Source organism: Methylosinus sp. is20ea, from assembly GCF_059718135.1.
In genome coordinates this window covers 2,954,152-2,972,236 of sequence record NZ_AP046088.1, presented here as the reverse complement: position 1 = coordinate 2,972,236, position 18,085 = coordinate 2,954,152, and the positions used below count along the sequence as shown (strand labels likewise).

Annotated in this window: 22 protein-coding genes; 11 read left to right on the top strand and 11 right to left on the bottom strand. The window is 65.6% G+C overall.

All coding sequences use genetic code 11. The features are described 5' to 3' along the window. Positions 1–341 precede the first annotated feature (341 nt). The 4 genes from AC6IY7_RS13960 (at position 342) to AC6IY7_RS13945 (ending at position 3,562) form a co-directional block, all read left to right on the top strand. Entirely contained in the window at positions 342–614 is a 273-nt protein-coding gene (locus AC6IY7_RS13960) for a hypothetical protein (protein ID WP_497779923.1), read from the top strand. 162 nt (positions 615–776) lie between these two features. Next, positions 777–2,084 carry a homoserine dehydrogenase gene (locus AC6IY7_RS13955; protein WP_497779922.1) on the top strand — a complete coding sequence of 436 codons (1,308 nt, stop codon included), beginning with the start codon at positions 777–779 and terminating at the stop codon, positions 2,082–2,084. Positions 2,085–2,107: 23 nt separating this feature from the next. Next, a complete protein-coding gene (gene glpX / locus AC6IY7_RS13950) occupies positions 2,108–3,139 on the top strand; it encodes a class II fructose-bisphosphatase (protein ID WP_497779921.1) in 1,032 nt (343 codons plus the stop codon). Positions 3,140–3,145: 6 nt separating this feature from the next. Next, positions 3,146–3,562: an MAPEG family protein gene (locus tag AC6IY7_RS13945; protein ID WP_497779920.1), complete on the top strand. Its 417-nt coding sequence runs from the start codon at positions 3,146–3,148 to the stop codon at positions 3,560–3,562. Between the two features lie 250 nt (positions 3,563–3,812). Here the strand turns inward: AC6IY7_RS13945 and AC6IY7_RS13940 are convergent, their stop codons facing one another. Further along, positions 3,813–3,920 (bottom strand): hypothetical protein, encoded by a 108-nt coding sequence (locus tag AC6IY7_RS13940; RefSeq protein WP_497782847.1) that lies wholly within the window; start codon positions 3,918–3,920, stop codon positions 3,813–3,815. Between the two features lie 13 nt (positions 3,921–3,933). After that, complete coding sequence (locus AC6IY7_RS13935) at positions 3,934–4,383, bottom strand: recombinase family protein (RefSeq protein WP_497779919.1); 450 nt, start codon at positions 4,381–4,383, stop codon at positions 3,934–3,936. A gap of 379 nt (positions 4,384–4,762) precedes the next feature. On the opposite strand from AC6IY7_RS13935, the gene AC6IY7_RS13930 reads away from it, so the two are divergent. Next, complete coding sequence (locus AC6IY7_RS13930) at positions 4,763–4,915, top strand: hypothetical protein (RefSeq protein ID WP_497779918.1); 153 nt, start codon at positions 4,763–4,765, stop codon at positions 4,913–4,915. Beyond that, complete coding sequence (locus tag AC6IY7_RS13925; RefSeq protein WP_497779917.1) at positions 4,915–5,532, top strand: hypothetical protein; 618 nt, start codon at positions 4,915–4,917, stop codon at positions 5,530–5,532. Before AC6IY7_RS13930 ends, AC6IY7_RS13925 begins: the two co-directional genes overlap by 1 nt. Positions 5,533–5,595: 63 nt before the next feature. Here the strand turns inward: AC6IY7_RS13925 and AC6IY7_RS13920 are convergent, their stop codons facing one another. Further along, entirely contained in the window at positions 5,596–5,739 is a 144-nt protein-coding gene (locus AC6IY7_RS13920) for a hypothetical protein (protein ID WP_196410281.1), read from the bottom strand. A 206-nt stretch (positions 5,740–5,945) separates the two neighbouring features. Here AC6IY7_RS13920 and AC6IY7_RS13915 point away from each other — a divergent pair, with 206 nt between their 5' ends. Next, positions 5,946–7,238, top strand: a complete 1,293-nt coding sequence (locus AC6IY7_RS13915; RefSeq protein ID WP_497779916.1) for an RsmB/NOP family class I SAM-dependent RNA methyltransferase — start codon at positions 5,946–5,948, stop codon at positions 7,236–7,238. Here AC6IY7_RS13915 and AC6IY7_RS13910 read toward each other — a convergent pair. Continuing rightward, positions 7,211–7,471, bottom strand: coding sequence for an endonuclease domain-containing protein (locus AC6IY7_RS13910; RefSeq protein WP_497779914.1), 261 nt, complete (start codon positions 7,469–7,471; stop codon positions 7,211–7,213). The genes AC6IY7_RS13915 and AC6IY7_RS13910 overlap by 28 nt on opposite strands. A 322-nt stretch (positions 7,472–7,793) precedes the next feature. Here AC6IY7_RS13910 and guaA point away from each other — a divergent pair, with 322 nt between their 5' ends. Beyond that, positions 7,794–9,395 (top strand): glutamine-hydrolyzing GMP synthase, encoded by a 1,602-nt coding sequence (guaA, locus tag AC6IY7_RS13905; protein ID WP_497779913.1) that lies wholly within the window; start codon positions 7,794–7,796, stop codon positions 9,393–9,395. A gap of 4 nt (positions 9,396–9,399) precedes the next feature. Here guaA and AC6IY7_RS13900 read toward each other — a convergent pair whose 3' ends face one another. Next, a complete protein-coding gene (locus AC6IY7_RS13900) occupies positions 9,400–9,822 on the bottom strand; it encodes a DUF7662 domain-containing protein (RefSeq protein WP_497779912.1) in 423 nt (140 codons plus the stop codon). Between the two features lie 205 nt (positions 9,823–10,027). Between AC6IY7_RS13900 and AC6IY7_RS13895 the strand changes: the two genes are divergently transcribed. Continuing rightward, on the top strand, positions 10,028–10,285 hold the full coding sequence (locus tag AC6IY7_RS13895) for a hypothetical protein (RefSeq protein ID WP_497779911.1): 258 nt from the start codon (positions 10,028–10,030) through the stop codon (positions 10,283–10,285). Positions 10,286–10,339: 54 nt separating this feature from the next. Here the strand turns inward: AC6IY7_RS13895 and AC6IY7_RS13890 are convergent, their stop codons facing one another. Both AC6IY7_RS13890 and AC6IY7_RS13885 read right to left on the bottom strand, forming a co-directional pair. Further along, entirely contained in the window at positions 10,340–10,516 is a 177-nt protein-coding gene (locus AC6IY7_RS13890) for a type II toxin -antitoxin system TacA 1-like antitoxin (protein WP_497779910.1), read from the bottom strand. A 10-nt stretch (positions 10,517–10,526) separates the two neighbouring features. Then, a complete protein-coding gene (locus AC6IY7_RS13885) occupies positions 10,527–10,859 on the bottom strand; it encodes a rhodanese-like domain-containing protein (RefSeq protein ID WP_497779907.1) in 333 nt (110 codons plus the stop codon). Between the two features lie 151 nt (positions 10,860–11,010). Here AC6IY7_RS13885 and AC6IY7_RS13880 point away from each other — a divergent pair, with 151 nt between their 5' ends. Continuing rightward, positions 11,011–11,442 carry a CHRD domain-containing protein gene (locus AC6IY7_RS13880; protein WP_497779905.1) on the top strand — a complete coding sequence of 144 codons (432 nt, stop codon included), beginning with the start codon at positions 11,011–11,013 and terminating at the stop codon, positions 11,440–11,442. Between the two features lie 23 nt (positions 11,443–11,465). Here the strand turns inward: AC6IY7_RS13880 and AC6IY7_RS13875 are convergent, their stop codons facing one another. The 4 genes from AC6IY7_RS13875 to AC6IY7_RS13860 form a co-directional block, all read right to left on the bottom strand. Continuing rightward, positions 11,466–12,791 carry an ABC transporter ATP-binding protein gene (locus tag AC6IY7_RS13875; RefSeq protein WP_497779904.1) on the bottom strand — a complete coding sequence of 442 codons (1,326 nt, stop codon included), beginning with the start codon at positions 12,789–12,791 and terminating at the stop codon, positions 11,466–11,468. A gap of 10 nt (positions 12,792–12,801) precedes the next feature. Further along, a complete protein-coding gene (locus AC6IY7_RS13870) occupies positions 12,802–14,535 on the bottom strand; it encodes an ABC transporter permease (protein ID WP_497779900.1) in 1,734 nt (577 codons plus the stop codon). Between the two features lie 244 nt (positions 14,536–14,779). Further along, the gene (locus AC6IY7_RS13865) at positions 14,780–15,283 is read right to left on the bottom strand and encodes a hypothetical protein (protein ID WP_497779898.1); all 504 of its coding nucleotides are present in this window, start codon (positions 15,281–15,283) and stop codon (positions 14,780–14,782) included. Positions 15,284–15,467: 184 nt separating this feature from the next. Then, positions 15,468–15,926, bottom strand: a complete 459-nt coding sequence (locus AC6IY7_RS13860; RefSeq protein ID WP_497779897.1) for a hypothetical protein — start codon at positions 15,924–15,926, stop codon at positions 15,468–15,470. A 245-nt stretch (positions 15,927–16,171) separates the two neighbouring features. Between AC6IY7_RS13860 and AC6IY7_RS13855 the strand changes: the two genes are divergently transcribed. Next, complete coding sequence (locus tag AC6IY7_RS13855) at positions 16,172–18,082, top strand: SurA N-terminal domain-containing protein (protein ID WP_497779896.1); 1,911 nt, start codon at positions 16,172–16,174, stop codon at positions 18,080–18,082. Positions 18,083–18,085 lie beyond the last annotated feature (3 nt).

The following is an 18,085-nucleotide window of genomic DNA, read 5'->3' as shown; positions in this document are numbered from 1 at the left end:
GCCGGATAGATCGGTCTCCGATATGAATAATATCGTATATCGATATAATTGCCGATGCTCATCGCGCATCGACAATTACGCTCGGATCCTCGTGTTTGCGTCGGCGACCGCCCGTTTTTTCCCTCTCGCGGCGGCCGCTCCGGCGAGAACGCGAGGATGCGCGCCGAAGGCGCGCGTGGCCGACATTTCGTCGCCGGAGGCGCGTTCCCCGGTCGGTCGAGCCGCCTTCGTCCACACCGCAGGTCGAAGGCGGCTCGTAAGAACGAAAGAAGAAGGCCCCCGTCGGCCTCGCGATTGGCGCGAGCGACGTCTCGAGGGTCCCGCAGTTGGAGGAATCGAACATGAAAATTCGCCTTGTCTTCACCCTCGCCCTCGTCACCATTGCGGCCGGCGCGAGCTTCGCCCAGGCGAACCCCTATCGGTTCGGCGGCGACCTCGGCTTCTCGCCGCGACTGATCGAAAAAGTGAGCTGCGACATACGCGGAGACGACAAGCAGGCCCATTGCATGGAGAGCTGCGACGACGTCTGGATCAAGGCGACGCAGGCCTATGGCGGCAATATCGAAGCAGCCAAGGTCGAGAAGAAGTCCTGCGAAGCCAAATGCGGCTGCTGACGCGCCGCAGCTGAACCGCCCGGAACCACTATTCGGCGCGCCGCCGCCCTCGTTCGGCGCGCCGCTCCCGGGAAGGCTTTCCTTGATCCGTCCGCCGGAATAAGCCACAACAGCCCGCGCCGCGGCCTCGCGTCGCGAACTCGTTTTCCGGAACAGGGTCAAATGGCGGAAATCTTGCGCGTCGGCGTCGCGGGCTTGGGCACGGTGGGCGCATCGGTCGTGCGGCTGCTGCAACGGCAGGCGCAGGCGCTGGCGGCGCGCACGGGGCGCGACATCGTCGTCACCGCCGTCTCCGCTCGCGATCCCGGCAAGGACCGCGGCGTCGATCTCGCCGGCGCGACCTTCCATGACGATCCGGTCGCCCTCGCCGCCTCGGACGGAATCGACCTTTTCGTCGAGCTCATCGGCGGCGCCGAAGGGCCGGCGCGCGTCAGCGTCGAGACGGCGCTCATCAAGGGCAAATCCGTCGTCACCGCCAATAAGGCGCTGCTCTCCGCCCATGGCTCGGCGCTGGCCGAGCTCGCCGAGAGCCGCCATGTCGCGCTCGCCTTCGAGGCGTCGGTCGCCGGCGGCATCCCCATCGTCAAGACGCTGCGGGAGGGGCTCGCCGGCAATTCGATCGAGCGCGTCTATGGCATTCTCAACGGCACCTGCAATTACATCCTCTCCCGCATGGAGGCGGAACGCCTCTCCTTCGAGGAATGCCTGAAGGAGGCGCAGCGCTTAGGGTACGCCGAGGCCGACCCGACCTTCGACATAGGCGGTTTCGACACGGCGCATAAGCTGTCGATTCTCGCCTCGCTCGCCTTCGGCGCGCGCATCGCGCCCGAGGCGGTCGAGATAGAGGGGATAGAGCGCGTCACCTTGGCCGATATAGACGCGGCGGGCGAGCTCGGCTTCCGCATCAAGCTGCTCGGCGTCGCCCAGCGCACGGCGCAGGGAATAGAGCAGCGCGTGCATCCCACAATGGTGCGCAAGACGACGGCCATCGCCCAGGTGATGGGCGTCACCAACGCCGTCACCATAGACGCCGACGCGGTGCATGAGCTGACTCTGGTCGGCCCCGGCGCCGGCGGCGACGCCACCGCCTCCGCGGTCGTCGCCGATATCGCCGATATCGCCAAGGGCGTGCGCTCTGCCCCCTTCGGCCTGCCGAGCGCCGCGCTGCGCAAGCTCGAGCGCGCCCCGGCGGCGCTGCACGAGGGCGGCTATTATATTCGTCTCGCCGTGCCGGACGTGCCCGGCGCCTTCGCCGCCATCGCCACGGCCATGGCCGAGCGCAAAATCTCGCTCGAGAGCATCATGCAGCATGGCGCGCGCGCGGCGCGGCGCAGCGGCGACGCCCAAGTCGGGGTGATTCTCATCACCCATGCGACGACGGAGCGCCTGGTGCGCGAGGCGCTCGACGCCATCTACGCCGACGGCGTCATCGCCGAGCCGGCGCAGGTCATCCGCATCGAGCGCGAATAAGCGCATCGCCGGAGAAAAAAAGCATGGCGCGCCCCGCATCGGCCGCAGACATCGGCGCTAAGCAGGACATCGGCGCTAAACAGGGCAAGGGCCTCGACCGCAATCTGACGCTCGAGCTCGTGCGCGTCACCGAGCGAGCCGCCGTGGCCGCGGCGCGCTGGCGCGGGCGCGGCGATGAGATGGCGGCGGATCAGGCCGCCGTCGACGCCATGCGCAGCGAATTGGACAAGCTTGCGATTCGCGGCCGCGTCGTCATCGGCGAGGGCGAGCGCGATTCGGCGCCCATGCTGTTCATCGGCGAGGAGGTGGGCGCCGGCGCCGGCCCGCGCGTCGATCTCGCCGTCGCGCCGCTCGAGGGCTCGACGCTCTGCGCCAAGGATATGGCGGGCGCGATCTCCATCGTCGCCATCGCCGCCGCAGGCTCGCTGCTCTACGCGCCGGACGTCTATATGGACAAGATCGCCATCGGGCCCTTCTATCCCAAGGGCGTCGTCGATCTCGACAATGAGCCGGGCGCCAATATCGCCGCGCTGGCTGCGGCCAAGGGCGTCGCGGCGCAGGATGTGACCATCTGCATATTGGACCGGCCGCGCCATGCCGAATTGATCGCCAAATGCCGCACGGCGGGCGCGCGGGTGCGGCTCATCAGCGACGGCGATGTGGCGGGAATCATCTTCACCGCCCAGCCGGCGGAGACCGGCGTCGACATGTATCTGGGCGCAGGCGGCGCGCCGGAGGGCGTGCTGGCGGCGGCCGTGCTGCGCTGCGTCGGCGGCCAGATGCAAGGCCGCCTCGTGCTGGACAGCGCGGCCAAGGTCGCGCGGGCGGCGGAGATGGGCGTGCTCGATCCGCGCAAGAAATACGAGCTCGAGGAGCTCGCCTCGGGCGATGTCGTCGTCTGCGCGACGGGCGTCACCGACGGGCCGCTCTTGTTCGGCGTCGTCTTCGGCAAGGATTTCATCGAGACGGAGACGCTCGTCTACCGCTCCTCGACCGGCACTGTGCGGCGCATCAGCGCCCAGCATCGCGTGACCGGGAAATTCGAATCGGATTGAACGATCTTGTCCACGAAATTGGTTTTGTTCCCCGTCTTCGCTCTCGTCGCTCTCGCTCTGGGGCTGCTCGTCGCTCTCGCGCTGTCGCGCATTCGCACGCTGCGGGGCAAAGTGGTGAAGCCGGCGGATATAGCGCTCAATCGGGGCTGGCCGGACCAAATCGCCCAGCTCGCCAATTCCTACGCCAGCCAATTCGAGCTGCCCGTGCTGTTCTATGCGCTGGTCGCGCTGACGCTGGTCACGGAGAAGGCGGACCTTTTATTCGTCGCGCTGGAATGGGCTTTTGTCGCGACGCGTTACGCGCACGCCTCAATTCACATCACCAGCAATCATGTGCAGCGGCGATTTTTCGCCTTCGCGGCGGGCTTCGCGCTGCTCGCCCTGATGTGGGCGATCTTCGCCGCGCGGATCGTCTTTTCCTGACGACCCGCGGCCGCGAGTTCGAGGCCGAATGACATTCGCTGGCAGCATCATTCATGTTCGGCGGAACATGAATAATGCCTCGTCACTATCGACTAGAGCGCTTTCCGATCGAACGGAATCGTTCGATCGATCAGAATTCGCTCCCACGCGAGAATCTAGCGCGTTTCCAGCCGAAGTGGATGCCGGTTCGGCGTTGGAAACGCGCCGCTCAGGATCTTTCCGCGTTTCGATGAAACATGGAAAGATTCTTCTAGCCCCGACCGGCGGGAAAGGCGTTGCGCAGGCTCCGCTGGAGGGTGCGAACGGACACGCCCAGTTCCTCCGCCACCTCCTGTACCTGCGTCTTCTCGTGTCGTATGGCTTCGAAAGCGTCAGCGATCTGATCTGGGCTGAGCGATTTCGGCCGCCCGAGCGTGCAGCCGCGCGCGCGCGGCGGAGAGCCCCGCCCGCGTTCTTTCGCTGATGAGGGAACGTTCGAACTCGGCCAGCGCCGCCATCATATGGAACATCAGCCGGCCGCCCGATGAGGTCGTGTTGATGTTCTCGGTCAGGGACTGAAAATCGATCCCTCGCTTCCCGAGCTGATCCATCAGCGTGACGAGAGCCGGCAAAGACCGGCCGAGGCGATCCAGGCGCCAGACGATCAAAGTGTCGCCGGACTTCAAATTTTGCATCGCTTTCTCCAGACCGGCGCGACTGAAATCAAGTCCTGATCGCCCATGATCTGTAAAAATTTCGTCACATCCTACCTTTTCTAAGGCTTTGAGCTGCAGATCGAGTTTTTGCTCGTCTGTTGATACTCGCGCATAGCCGACGATCATTATTTGTTCTCGTGTCTCGATGCCAAAACAGCGCTGCCACGTCGTAAAGAATCGGTTTTTGTCTACCAAACCATCTCATTACGAGACAGAAAGGCTTGACAAAATCGGTCCTTTCTTTCCTGCGCCTTGAAATATGCGCTCGGTTAAAATAATCCTGTAATTACAATGCTAACATGCGCACGATGTCACAGGATTTTTACGCGCTAGTTATGGTCACAAAGGACCGTTTATGCCGCGAAATCGAGAGTTCGACGCTACCGCCCAGCGCCGACGCGGGGATGAGAAAATGTCTTCTTTCCCTTCGACCTTAGGCAGCAACGAGCTTGCTGTCCCGGACGAGCGCGCGCGCCCCGGCGACCTCGAGGCCGGGGATGTCCGCGTGTCGGACACTGTCACCGGAATGATGATCGCCGCGGTCTCCGGCGCGGTCGTCGGGCTTCTCGCCGCCGGAGGGGCCGCTTGCGCGGCGCTGGTCTTCGTGGCGGCGGTTGTCGGCGTCTATGCGGGCTGGCAGGCGCGAGGAGGCGCCTGATGTCGGGCCGCTCCACACGCGCCTGCGCCGGCGCAACGCCCTTCGGACGGCGCGGACTGCGTCGTGACGAAGATCCGGGAAGCCGGCGATCCGGCGACGATCAGAGCAAATATCGGCGCGTCAGGCTGCGGGCGCTCGGCGCGGAGCTGACGCTCGTCTATGCCGTCGATTTCCAGGGCCTCGCGCCGCAATTTCTGGTGCGGTTCGACGAAGACGGGCCTTATCTCTCCGTCGGCGATCCTGTCGCATTTTCGCTGGCGTCGAAGGGCGAGCCGATGGGAGCCGATCGGAGCAAACGTCCTCGCATTCCGACGGACGGGGATTCGGACCAAAGCCGAATCCTGCTGATCGCTGGAGAGGAGGATGCGATCGATCGCGCTGCCGCTCAACCTCTGCAAAGTCATGGACAAATTCCGCTCGACACTGCGGACATAGCCGTGGATATGCTCATCGGCTATTCGATCGAGGCCGTCGAACGCCGGCTGGTCCTGCGCACATTGCGCCGCTTCAACGGCGACTATCGACAGACCGCCTTCGCTCTGGGCCTGTCGACGCAAGAATTGTCGGCGAAACTGCTGGCGCTGCTCTACGCGGACGCATCCTCGTCCGCGGAATGACGCTGAGGGGCGATCTTCGCCGCGCGGATCGTCTTTTGACGACCCGCGACGGCGAAGCGAAAATCAATATTTGCGGCCGGTCTCGAGCTGCGTCTTGGCGTCGAGCGGCTTCTTCGGCGGCGGGGTCAGGTCGGGCTGCGACTGCGCCGCGCAGGCGGCGAGCGAGAGGGCGATCAGAATAGCGGCGAGCGGACGAAGAGAGCGCATTTTGGCTTCCGTCGATGGGGGGGTGGAAAACGCTGCGATTTTTGCGGCGCAACATGACTTGAGCGAGGCCATTGAGGCTAGAATGTGGCCATGAGCGCTGCCGTGGCTATTTTCTGAGACTTTTTGTTTTTCCACGCGCTATCTGCTCTCGAGGGGCGCGCAGGCGCTGGCCTGCCGGCCCCAGAGGCCGTAAAGCTGGACCGACCATGATGCCAGCCGCCCAAGTCTCCGCCGCCATTGAAATCCTCGCCGGACTCGCCGAGCGCCGCCGTCCCGCGGCCGATGCGATCAAGGATTGGGGCCTCTCCCACCGATTCGCCGGCTCCAAGGACCGCGCGTCCATATCGAGCCTCGTCTTCGACGCGCTGCGCAAGCGCGCCTCGGCGGCGTTTGTGATGGGCGCGGACACGCCGCGGGCCGTCGTGATCGGCTCGCTGCGCGAGGCCCGCGGCCTCTCGGAAGAGGAAGTCTCGGCGCTGTTTTCCGGCGAGGGCCACGCCTCCGCCCCGCTCACGGACGAAGAGCGCGAGCGCCTCGCTACAGTGACGCTGGAGGGCGCGCCGGCCCATGTGCGCGGCGATTATCCGGAATGGCTGGCCGAGCGCTTCGAGACGGCCTTCGGCGAATCGGCCGCCGATGAGGGCCGCGCGCTGGCCGAACGCGCGCCGGTCGATCTGCGCGCGAATATTTTGAAGGCCTCGCGCGAGGACGCGCTGCGCCGTCTCGCGCATCTTTCCCCCGAGCCGACGCCGCTCTCGCCGTTTGGCCTGCGCATCGCGCCCCCGGCCAAGGGGCGCGGCCCGGCGCTCACGGCCGAGCCCGCCTATGTCAAAGGCCTCGTCGAGCCGCAGGACGAGGGCTCGCAGCTCGCCGCTCTGCTCTGCGCCGCCGAGCCCGGCGAACAGGTGCTGGACCTTTGCGCAGGCGGCGGCGGCAAGACGCTGGCCCTCGCCGGGCAGATGCACAATCGCGGGCAAATCTACGCTTTCGACGACGACGGCCGTCGCCTCACCCCCATTTATCCGCGGCTCGAGCGAGCCGGCGCGCGCAATGTGCAGGTGCGCGCCCCGCGCGGGCAGGCCGATGTGCTCGCCGATCTCGAGGCGCGCTGCGGCCTCGTGCTGATCGACGCGCCTTGCACCGGAACCGGGACCTGGCGGCGCCATCCGGACGCCAAATGGCGCATCGCCCCCGGCGCGCTCGAGGAGCGCATCGCCGAGCAGCGGGAGCTGCTCGATAAGGCGCCGCGCTTCGTGAAGCCGGGCGGGCGCGTCGTCTATGTCACCTGCTCGCTGCTGCGCGACGAGAATGAGGATCAGATCGCGCGGTTTCTCGCCGATCATGCGGATTTTTCCACTGTTCCGGCCGAGGAGGCGGCGGCAAAGGCCGGGCTGCCTGAGCTGGCGCGCTTCGCCTCGCCGCACGGGGCGGGCATTCGCCTGACGCCGCACACGGCGGGGACGGATGGGTTCTATGTGTGCGTGCTGAAGCGAGGGTGAGCGGCAGCAAGTATCGTTTCGCAAATACTGTCGAGGTTTCGATAGACTTCCGAATTGGTCACGCGCAGCAAGTGATAGCCATTGGCGGCGAACCATTCGTCACGACGCCTGTCGTCGGCGATTTCTTCTTCGGTCGAATGAGTGGCCCCGTCGACCTCGACTACCAGCTGCGCTTCGGCGCAGAGAAAATCCGCGATGAACGGCCCGCAAGGCGCTTGGCGGCGGAAGGACAACCCTGCGAGTCGATGCGCGCGCAATGCGTACTAGAGCTTACGTTCCGCGTCCGTCAGCTCGCGTCTGAGACTCCTTGCGCGCTTTGTCATCAGGCGGGTCTGCCGCATCCTGGCCCCCTCCCCCGCTTCGCGGGAGAGGGGAAGAACAGCGCGGTCGTTGTTCAACAAACAATTTTTGCGCAATTTCGATGAAGCGCGCAATCTGCCCCCTCTCCCGCGCAGCGGGGGAGGGTTGGGGAGGCGGCGCGCCGCGCTCTTGCGCATTGCCGACTACGAGAGGTAGTCACTACGTCTCGCGCGCCCCCACACACGAAAGACCAGCATGACCGCCACTGAGAGCTTCCGCCACGACATCGCCGATCGCCACGACAAGCTGCTGATCGTCGATTTCGGCTCGCAGGTGACACAGCTCATCGCGCGGCGCGTGCGTGAGGCCGGCGTCTATTGCGAGATCGCGCCCTTCCAGAGCGCCGAGCGCGCCTTCGCCGAAATCCGCCCCAAGGCGGTGATCCTCTCCGGCGGCCCCTGCTCCGTCACCGAGGACGGCTCGCCGCGCGCGCCGCAGAGCATTTTCGACGCGAAAATCCCCGTGCTCGCCATCTGCTACGGCGAGCAATTGCTGGCCGCGCAATTGGGCGGCGCAGTGGAGGGCGGGCATCATCGCGAATTCGGCCGCGCCGAGATCGGCGTCGTCGAGGAGAGCCCGCTCTTTGCCGGCGTCTGGGAAAAGGGGGGCCGCTATCCCGTGTGGATGAGCCATGGCGACCGCGTCACCCGCCTGCCGGAGGGGTTTCGCGTCATCGCCGCCTCCGAGAACGCGCCCATGGCCGCCATCGCCGACGAGGCGCGGCGCTATTACGGCGTGCAATTCCATCTCGAGGTCGCGCATACGCCGGACGGCGCCAAGCTCATCTCCAATTTCGTCCATAAGGTCGCTGGGCTGAAATCCGATTGGACCATGTCGGCCTTTCGCGGCGAAGCGATCGACGCGATCCGCAAGCAGGTCGGCTCCGGCCGCGTGCTCTGCGGGCTTTCGGGCGGCGTCGATTCCGCCGTCGCCGCCGTGCTGATCCATGAGGCGATCGGCGATGCGCTGACTTGCGTCTTCGTCGATCACGGCCTGCTGCGCGGCGGCGAGGCGGAGGAGGTCGTCACCCTCTTCCGCGATCACTACAACATCCCGCTCGTGCATGTGGAGGCGCAGGAGCTGTTCCTGCAAGCGCTCGAGGGCGTCGAGGACCCGGAGGTCAAGCGCAAGACGATCGGCCGCCTCTTCATCGAGACTTTTGAAGAAGAGGCCAAGAAGATCGCCGCCGATGGCCGTGGCGCGCCGCAATTTCTGGCGCAGGGCACGCTCTACCCGGACGTCATCGAGAGCGTGTCCTTCTCCGGCGGGCCGTCGGTGACAATCAAATCGCATCACAATGTCGGCGGCCTGCCCGAGCGCATGAATATGAAGCTGGTCGAGCCCTTGCGCGAATTGTTCAAGGACGAGGTGCGCGCGCTCGGCCGCGAGCTGGGACTTCCCGAGGCTTTCGTCGGCCGCCACCCCTTCCCCGGCCCCGGCCTCGCGATCCGCTGCCCCGGCGGCATCAGCCGCGAGAAGCTGGAGATTTTGCGCAAGGCGGACGCCATCTATCTCGACGAGATCCGCAAGGCCGGGCTCTATGACGTGATCTGGCAGGCCTTCGCCGTGCTGCTGCCGGTGCGCACAGTGGGTGTGATGGGCGACGGCCGCAGCTACGACCATGTCTGCGCCCTGCGCGCGGTGACGAGCACTGACGGTATGACGGCGGATTTCTATCCCTTCGACATGAATTTTCTAGGCCGGGCGGCGACGCGCATCATCAATGAGGTGCGCGGGGTGAACCGCGTGGTCTACGATGTGACCAGCAAGCCGCCGGGGACGATCGAGTGGGAGTAGCAAACTATCCATGGATAGTAATTTCTATCTTCTCCGGCGCAACTCCGAGAAAGGCTGCAAGCCGCGCCTTGGCTTCCGCGATAGAAATACCATCGGCCGACGCGGCAGGAGTCGCCGTCGAAACAGCCTTCTTTCCATCATCGTATGAATCCGTCGAAGTCGATTTTGCAACAGATCGAGGGCATTCGCGAACGAACGTCACACGTCTATTTTCGAGATCGAGCTTGGTCGTGCGCCAACCCGCATCTTGCCAAGCCCTGCTTTGCGAATGGCCCCCACTGCCCTGGTTCGACCACCAAGCGGCATAGTGATAAGCGCTGTGCGGGAGCGACGCTTCCAGAAGCGCTTCAAGCTCAGCAAAACTTGCAACCCATTGATTCATATCCAATGAAACTAGATGTCTGGTGATAGATTCATACTTGGACATTTCGAGTCTCCATTTTATAAAATAGGTATAATATATTTATACATAGTACATTTTTCACGCAATTGTGACTGTTACGCACTCTCGGCTCCAAATTTGAGCTCATGTTCGACAACTGTGGAGTTTGTCGAACACGCGACAGTCATCATGGCGAAGGCGTCAACGAAAAGGGCTATCCGCGCTCCGGCGGAAATCACCAGAACGAAACATGGCGAACAAATGCAACCCAGCACGCGCCACGACGGCGCCCGGCGAGCGCGCCATCGATAAAGCCCGCTTCGACGCCGTCATGCAGGCCGCGGAGCGATCCGGCCTGCTCGCGCAGGCCAAGCGACTTACCGGAATAGAGACGGACGCCGATCTCATCGAATTCGCCCTCGCCTCCATCGCGCTCGAGGACGATTTCGCGGAAGCGTTCAAAAGGTCCCGCGGCAAGGTCGATCGGGATTTGAAGCTCGGCTTCTAATGTGGCTCGTCCCCACGGGGCGGGCTCTGTTCGACCGCCGGAAGTGAAGCGCCGCTATTTCCGCCATGCCGGAACGCGGCGCGGCAGCGATAGCAGCTTCGGCCCCGGCGCCGGCGGATTTTCGAGCGCGCGCAGAAATTCGTCGTAGCGGGCCGTATCGAGCGAGAAGAGCCGCTGATCCAGCGGCTCGCGGATTGTCCTCCGCCTCTCGCCGGCCTTGGAGCCGCGCACGCCCCCCCCATCACATCCCCGTGACCACCGGTTCCCCGGCCTTCTGCCAGCCGATGATGCCGCCGCCGAAATGGGTGCTGACGTCGCGGCGGCCGAAGAGGCGGGCCTGCTCCATGGCGTTCACCGAGCGCTTGCCGGAGCGGCAATAGACCACCACCTTCTGACCCTCGGCGGGAGCCGGAATCTTGCTCGGATCGAAGGCTGACAGCGGCACGAACAGCGCGCCGTCGATATGGCCCTGGGCGTATTCGTCCGCCTCGCGCACATCGACCAGAATGATCGATTTGTCGGCGATGCCGCTCTTCAAATCCTCGAGGCTGATCTCATTATACCAGTCGGCCATTTCGCTCTTCCCAAATCGATGCGCGGCCGCGCGTTCGGCTCTTGCGCCGCAGCCGCAAAGGCTCAGGCGGGCGGCTTGAAGCGTCGCGCGGGCGCGTTAGGTGGCAAGCCCTCGGGGGCGTTCTCCCGCCATTTGACACGGAGGTCCACAAATGTCCAGGAATGCATCGCTCACGCTCGCGGCCGCCATCGCTCTGGCCTTGGCCGCCTTTCCCGCCGCGGCGGAAGTGCAGATGTTCAAGGGCGACCTCTCCGGCGGGTCCGAAAATCCGCCGAGCGCGAGCAAGGGCGTCGGCTCCATCGCCGTCACGCTCGACCCGAAGACGCGGAAAATCAGCTGGAAGGGCTATTATGTTGGCCTGCAGGGCCAGGAGCTGAAGGCGCATTTCCATGGTCCCGCCAAGGCCGGCGAGAATGCCGCTCCCGTGCTTCCGGTCGAAGCCGTGGAAGAGACGTTCCAGGGCTCGGCGACGCTCGAACCCCAGCAGGTCAAGCAGCTCGAGGACGGCCAGTGGTATTTCAACATCCACTCGGCCAAGCATCCCGAGGGCGAGCTGCGCGGGCAGCTGAACCGCGTCAGATGATGCGCGCCAGTTGACGCGCGCGCCTATTGCGGATTTTCCAGGCTGAAGGTCTGCGCGCCTTCGTCATAGGCGAAAATCTCGCCATAGCGGCCCCAGGTGGTGACGCTCTTCAGCGTCATCTCCGCATAGTCCTCGCTCATATAATCCTCGAGCTCCTCGCGGAAGCGCGTGGCGGGCGCGTAATGCGACGGCCGCTCGTCGAGCACGCGGCGGATGCGCTGCGCCAGCGGCACATAGGCGAGCAAATGGTCGCCGAACAGCTTCTTGCGCTGGTCGACGTCCATCTCCGCGAAGCGCTTGCCGGCGGTCGTCAGCTTGATGTCGCCCTCGGCGAGCTCGGCGAAGCGCAGGAGCTGCAAAGTCTCGGCGACGGGGAAGAGATCGTCGATCTCGAGCTGCAGGCTGTCGGCGAGCGCCGGCAGATCGGCCTTGCCGTCATAAGGCGGCGCCGCCACCTCCTCGATCATGCCGGCCAGCGTGTTGGTCGAGACCGTCGGCAGCGCCATGCCGAGGCCGAGGCCGGGGAAGGTCCCCTCGCGTGTCTTGGCGGGCTCGGCGCGGCGCGTCATCAGCGCATAGATCTGGTCGACGAGCTGGCGGAACTCCGGATCGAGCCGATTGCGCGGATGGGCGAGCGTCACTCTGATCTCGGCGGCGATGCGGCCGGGATTGGAGGAGAGCACGACGATGCGGTCGCACATCAACACCGCCTCCTCGATGTTGTGCGTGACCATCAGTATGGATTTGATGGGCATGCGGCCTTCGACCCAGAGATCGAGCAGATCGGTGCGCAGGGTCTCGGCGGTCAGCACGTCGAGCGCCGAGAAGGGCTCGTCCATCAGCAGAATATTGGGCGAGACGACCAGCGCGCGCGCAAAGCCGACGCGCTGGCGCATGCCGCCGGAAATCTCCTTGGGAAAAGCGTTCTCGAAGCCGTCGAGACCGATGATGTCGATCGCCTGCAGCGCGCGGCGGCGGGCGTCCGCCTCGCGCGCGCCCTTGGCGCGCAGGCCGAGCTCCACATTGGCGAGCACCGAGAGCCAGGGAAACAGCGCGAAGCTCTGAAACACCATGGCGACGCCGTCGACCGGGCCATCCACCTTCTCGCCGAGATAGAGGACGTCGCCGCCAGACGGCCGCGCCAGCCCCGACACGATGCGCAGCAGCGAGGATTTGCCGCAGCCCGAGCGGCCGAGCAGGCCGACGATCTGGCTATCATCGAGCCGGAGCGAGATATCGTCGAGCACGACCGGGCCTTTTTCGCCGCTCGAACGGCCATAGGCCTGGAAGACGTTGCGGAGCTCGAGAAGAGGCGCTTTCGCCGTAGCGGACATGGCGCGATCGGACATGGCGTGATCCTCAGGAAAGGCGCAGGCGACGTTCGACGAAGCCGAACAATTGGCGCCAGAACAGCCGGTTGAACAGAATGACGACGACGCTCATCAGCGAGACGCCGAGCACGATCTTGGGATAGTCGCCCGCCGCCGTGGCTGCGGCGATATAGGCGCCGATGCCCTGCGCCTCGATCGTGTCGTTTCCCCATTTCACATATTCGGCGACGATGGCGGCGTTCCAGGAGCCGCCCGAGGCGGTGAGCGCGCCGGTCACGTAATAGGGGAAGATCGCCGGCAGAATGACATTCTTCCACCAGGTGAAGCCGCGAATGCGGAAATTGGCCGAGACCTCGCGCAGATCATTGGGAAAGGCCGAGGCGCCGGCGATGACATTGAAGAGAATATACCATTGCGTGCCGAAGATGATCAGCAGCGACAGCCATATGTCGGGATCGAGCCGGAAGGTGAGAATGCCGATCACCGCTATGGGAAAGAGCACATTCGCCGGAAAGGCCGCGAGAAATTGCGCGAGCGGCTGGATCTTCTCGGCGACGCGCGGGCGCAGGCCGATCCAGACGCCGATCGGAACCCAGACCAGCGTCGCCAGCGCGATCAGCACGACGACGCGGATCAGCGTGTAGAAGGTCAGCAGCAGCGCATGGCGGAACTCGTCCAGGCTGATGGCGCTGCGCACGAACTCGAACACGAGATAGAGCGAATAGAAGAAGACCGCGCCGATCGCCGCGAACCACACGACGTCGAAGACGGCGGACGCCCGGCGGCTCTGCGGCAAGCGCGGCCCCTTGATGGGCAAGGCCATTTTCCACAGCGAGGCGCGGCGCAGCAGAGAGGCCGGCCAGGACGCCGCGACGCGCAGCCAGCGCGTGCGGACGAAGAGGTCGCGCACCCAGCTCTCCGCCTCGTCCTGCGACGCCGACAGCTCGACGCGGAATTTTCCCGCGAAGGCGACGATGGGCCGAAACAGCAATTGGTCATAGGCGAGAATGATGAGCGCCACGGCGACCACCGCCGCCACCACGCAATCGATGCGCTTGCTCTCGATGGCCAGCGCGAGATAGGAGCCGACGCCCGGCAGACGCACATTCACATCGCCGACGGTGATCGCCTCCGAGGCGACGACGAAGAACCAGCCGCCGGACATGGACATCATCATGTTCCAGATGAGGCCCGGCATGGCGAAGGGCGCCTCGAGCTGCCAGAATTTCTGCCAGGCGGTGAGGCCGAAGCTCGCCGCGACCTCGTCGAGATCGCGCGGCACGGTGCGCAGCGACTGGTGGAAGGAGAAGGCCATGTTCCAGGCCTGACTGGTGAAGATGGCGAATATGGCGGCGCCCTCCGCGCCGAGCGTCGATCCGGGGAAGAGACCGAGGAAGAAGGTCACCGTGAAGGAGAGAAAGCCGAGCACTGGCACCGATTGCAAAACGTCGAGCAGCGGCACGAGGATCATCTCGGCGCGCCGGCTCTTGGCGGCGAGAGTCGCATAGAGCAGCGTGAAGAGCAGCGAGAAGCCGATCGCCGCGAACATGCGCAGAGTGGTGCGCAGGCCGTAATAGGGCAGCGCCGAATAATCGAGCGTCAATTGCGCCGTCTCGGGCGCTTCGAGCGGCAGAGACATGCCGCGCGAGCCGAGCGCGGCGAGCGCGAAGACGCCGAGGACGAGCGCCAGAGCGACGAAATCCCAGAAATTGGGCAGAGTGCGGCGGCCGAGCGCAGTGAGCGAGACGAAACTGTTCAGCATGAACGACCGGCTTTCGGCGAAGCGAGGCGCAAAGAACGCCGGCGGCGGGCGCCCCGGCGGGAGAGCATGTCGCACAGCCGGTAATTCCCGTCACCTCCCGAAGGAGGAGAATCGAGCGTCCCTTACGCGATGCGCCGCCGTCCAATGGCCAAGCCATATGACAATTGCATGTCGCCGCCGGGCCGGCTCGCGGAAAAGCGACGGCAGGCCGGCGTAGAAACGATCGAGAAATGAGATCGCGCGGTCAGCGTGGGGCGGCGGACGGCGGGCGAGGGTCCCGGCGGGTCTCGCCCTTGGGCGCGATCGACCCTGTCGGCATGGGATCGATGCGCGCATTTTCGAGCCGGTCGAGGCGCTGCTCCAGCCGCTCGAGCCGCTGGGCGCCCGAATCGCGCGCCGTCTCTAGCGCGCGCAGCCGCGCCCCGGCGCGCAACGCCTCCTCGTCGTGACGAAGCGCTTCGATCAGCGCGCGCGTCGCCCGCGCCTCTTCGAGCAGGCGGGCGATCTCGCGACGCTGCTCGAGACCGAAGGAGACTTCCGGCTTCCAATCGAGCGCTTTGGCGAGGGTCTGCGCGTCTATGCTCCGCGCGGTCTGCAGCGCATCCTTGACCCCGGTCCGCGAGCCGAGCAGAAAGCCGGCCGCCGCCCCCGCTCCGACAGACAGAGCGACGAGGCCGACGAGCCGAGAAAGCCGGAGGGTGTGGGGCCGCGAAGGGGGCGCTGCTCGGCGCGCCTCTGCCGTCGACATGGGAGACCTCCTGAGCGACGCCGAGGCGATGTCTCAGGGGCTCGAGTGTCCGCGCCCATGGTTAAGGGAGCGTTAAAGTCACGGCTCTGCTCTCTGGGCGCGGGAAATGAGAGCGAGAACGCCGCCGGCGCAGCGAATGGCCGGCGGCGCGCGAGGCCCGCGCGGGGCCCCGTGGTTCGAGCGGTCAGCGGGCGCTGGCGGGCGCTCCGTGAGAACCGCCCTTCTGAGAACCGCCCTTCATGGCGCGATGCGGAATGTCGCTATAGGGCGCTATGCCATGACCGCCGACCGAGGAGCGCCACTGGCTGGACGAGCGCCCCTGAATGGCCGAGCGCCCTTGCGAGCCGCCCTGCCCGGCCATGCCCGCCTTGCCCTCCACGCCCGCCACGCCGGCCTTGCCGGATTTCCAGCTTTTCTGCGACGCCGCCGACCCGCCATAGGCGGCGGAGCGGCCTTTCGTCGCCTTGGAGGCGCGCGAGCCCGGATAGTCCTGATAACGAGCCTTGGCGATATCTGAGGCGGCGCCGGCGGCGAGCGCCGGAGTCGCCGAGGGCAGAGCCTGCGCCGGAGTCGTCATGGCCGGAACCGTCATGGCGAGAAGTCCGAGCGCGACCGCGCCCATGGTCAGATTCGTGAGGTTCATTTGCACACTCCCGTATCGCGAGCTCTGCGCGAGATCCCGCGGCGTCCCCCCAGGGCGTCCAAACGTGCGGAGCGGACGACGGTTCCCTGCGTCGAAGGCCTCCGCCGCCAGGCTGCAGCCCGCCTGAACGGGCGGCCATGGCCCGATTGCAAGTGGAGGCGACGCTACCTATAGTCCGCGCCAATTCCGGCCGTGACCGCACGCAAGAGCCGGAGCCTCGCAAAGCCCAAGGGAAGCCCCACATCATGCTGGAAGGCCTGCGCATCGCCTCGAAACATCGGCTCGGCCGCATCATCCTCGGGCTCGTCATGGGCTTCATCGCGCTGAGCTTCGCGGTTTGGGGCATAGGCGACGTGTTCCGCGGCTTCTCCTCGACGCGGCTCGCCAAAGTGGGCTCGGGCGAGATTTCGATCGAGGCCTATCGCAGCGCCTATCAGAACGAGCTGCGCCGCCTGCAGCAGCGCGCCCGCCGCGCCATCACCAATGAGGAGGCCCGCCGCTTCGGCCTCGACCAGCAAGTGCTGCAACGGCTCATCACCGAGCTGTCGCTCGACCAGAAGACGAAAGCGCTCGGCCTCGCCATCTCCGAGGACGAGACGCTGCGCCTCACCCGCGAGGAGAGTGTCTTCAAGGGCCCGACCGGCAAGTTCGACTCCGACCGCTTCAAGCAGCTCATCCGCGACGCCGGCTATACGGAGCGCAGCTTTCTCGTCGAGCAGAAGGGCAGCTATCTGCGCAAGGAGCTCACCGACTCCATCGTCGCCGGGCTCGAGCCGCCGCGCCTCGTGCTCGAAACGCTGCATCGTTTCCGCAATGAGACGCGCGAGGTCGATTATTTCCTCCTTCCGGCGTCGGCCGTCGGCGAGGTCGCCAAGCCGACCGAGGAGGAGCTGAAGAAATATTTCGACGATCGCGAGCAGAGTTTTCGCGCGCGAGAGTATCGCAAGCTTTCCCTGCTCACGGTGACGCCGGTGGCGCTCGCCAAGCCGCAAGAGGTCAGCGAGGCGGATGCGCGCAAGCTCTATGACGAGGTCAAGGCCAAGCGCTACGGCGCCGCCGAGAAGCGCCATCTGCGCCAGATTCTCTTCGCCTCGAAAGACGAAGCCGAGAAGGCGCTGGAGCGGCTGAAGGGCGGCCTCTCCTTCGACGCGCTGGCGGGAGAGCGCAAGCTCTCGCAAAAGGATATAGACCTCGGCCTGCTCGAGGCGCACGACCTCGGCGACAAGCAGATCGCGGACAAGGTCTTCGCCTCGCCGCAGCCTGGATTCGTCGGCCCGATTCAGACGGCCTTCGGCTCGGCGATCCTCGAGGTCGAGAAGATCGTCCCGAGCGTCTTCACGCGCAGCTTCGAGGAAGCGAGCGACGAGCTGCGCCGCGAGATCGCGCAGCAGCGTTCCGCTCCCTCCGTGCGCACGCTGCATGACGCGATCGAGGATCAGCGCGCCAGCGGCAAGGCGCTCGCCGAGGCCGCCAAATCGGCCGGAATCGAGGTTGCGACGATCGAGGCGGTGGATTCGACCGGCCTCGACCCCGCCGGCAAGGAAGTCCCGGGCCTGTTCGGCTCCGAGGATCTGCTCAAGGCGATCTTCGCCTCCGACGTCGGCGTCGACAATGACACTGTGCCGACGCGCGACGGCGGCTATGTCTGGTTCGAGATCGGCAAGGTGGAGCCGGCGCGCCAGCGCAGCTTCGCGGAGGTGAAGGAGGCCGTCGAGACGGCCCTGCGCGGCGAGAAACAGCAGAAGGCGCTGACCGAGCGCGCCGATGCGCTCACCACGGAGCTGCGCGCCGGCAAGGCGATCGAGGATGTCGCCAAGGGAGTCGGCGCCGAGGCGCGGCATGTGAACGAGGTGAAGCGCGCGCCGCACCCGGAGCTCACCACAGCGGCGATCGTCGCTATTTTCGACGCGCCGCCCAAGGGCGCGGGCTCCGCCCCCGTCGAGGGCGGGCGCCTCGTCTTCCAGGTGAAGAGCGTGACGACGCCGGCCTATGACCCGGCCTCGATCGAGGCCAAGGCGGCGGCGGACCAGCTGCGCCCGGCCTTCACCAATGATATTCTCGAGCAATATGTCGGCGCGCTCGAAAAGATATTGAACGTCTCGATCAACGAGCATGCGTTGCAGGCGGCGACCGGCGGAGCGGATCAGAACCAGTGAGCG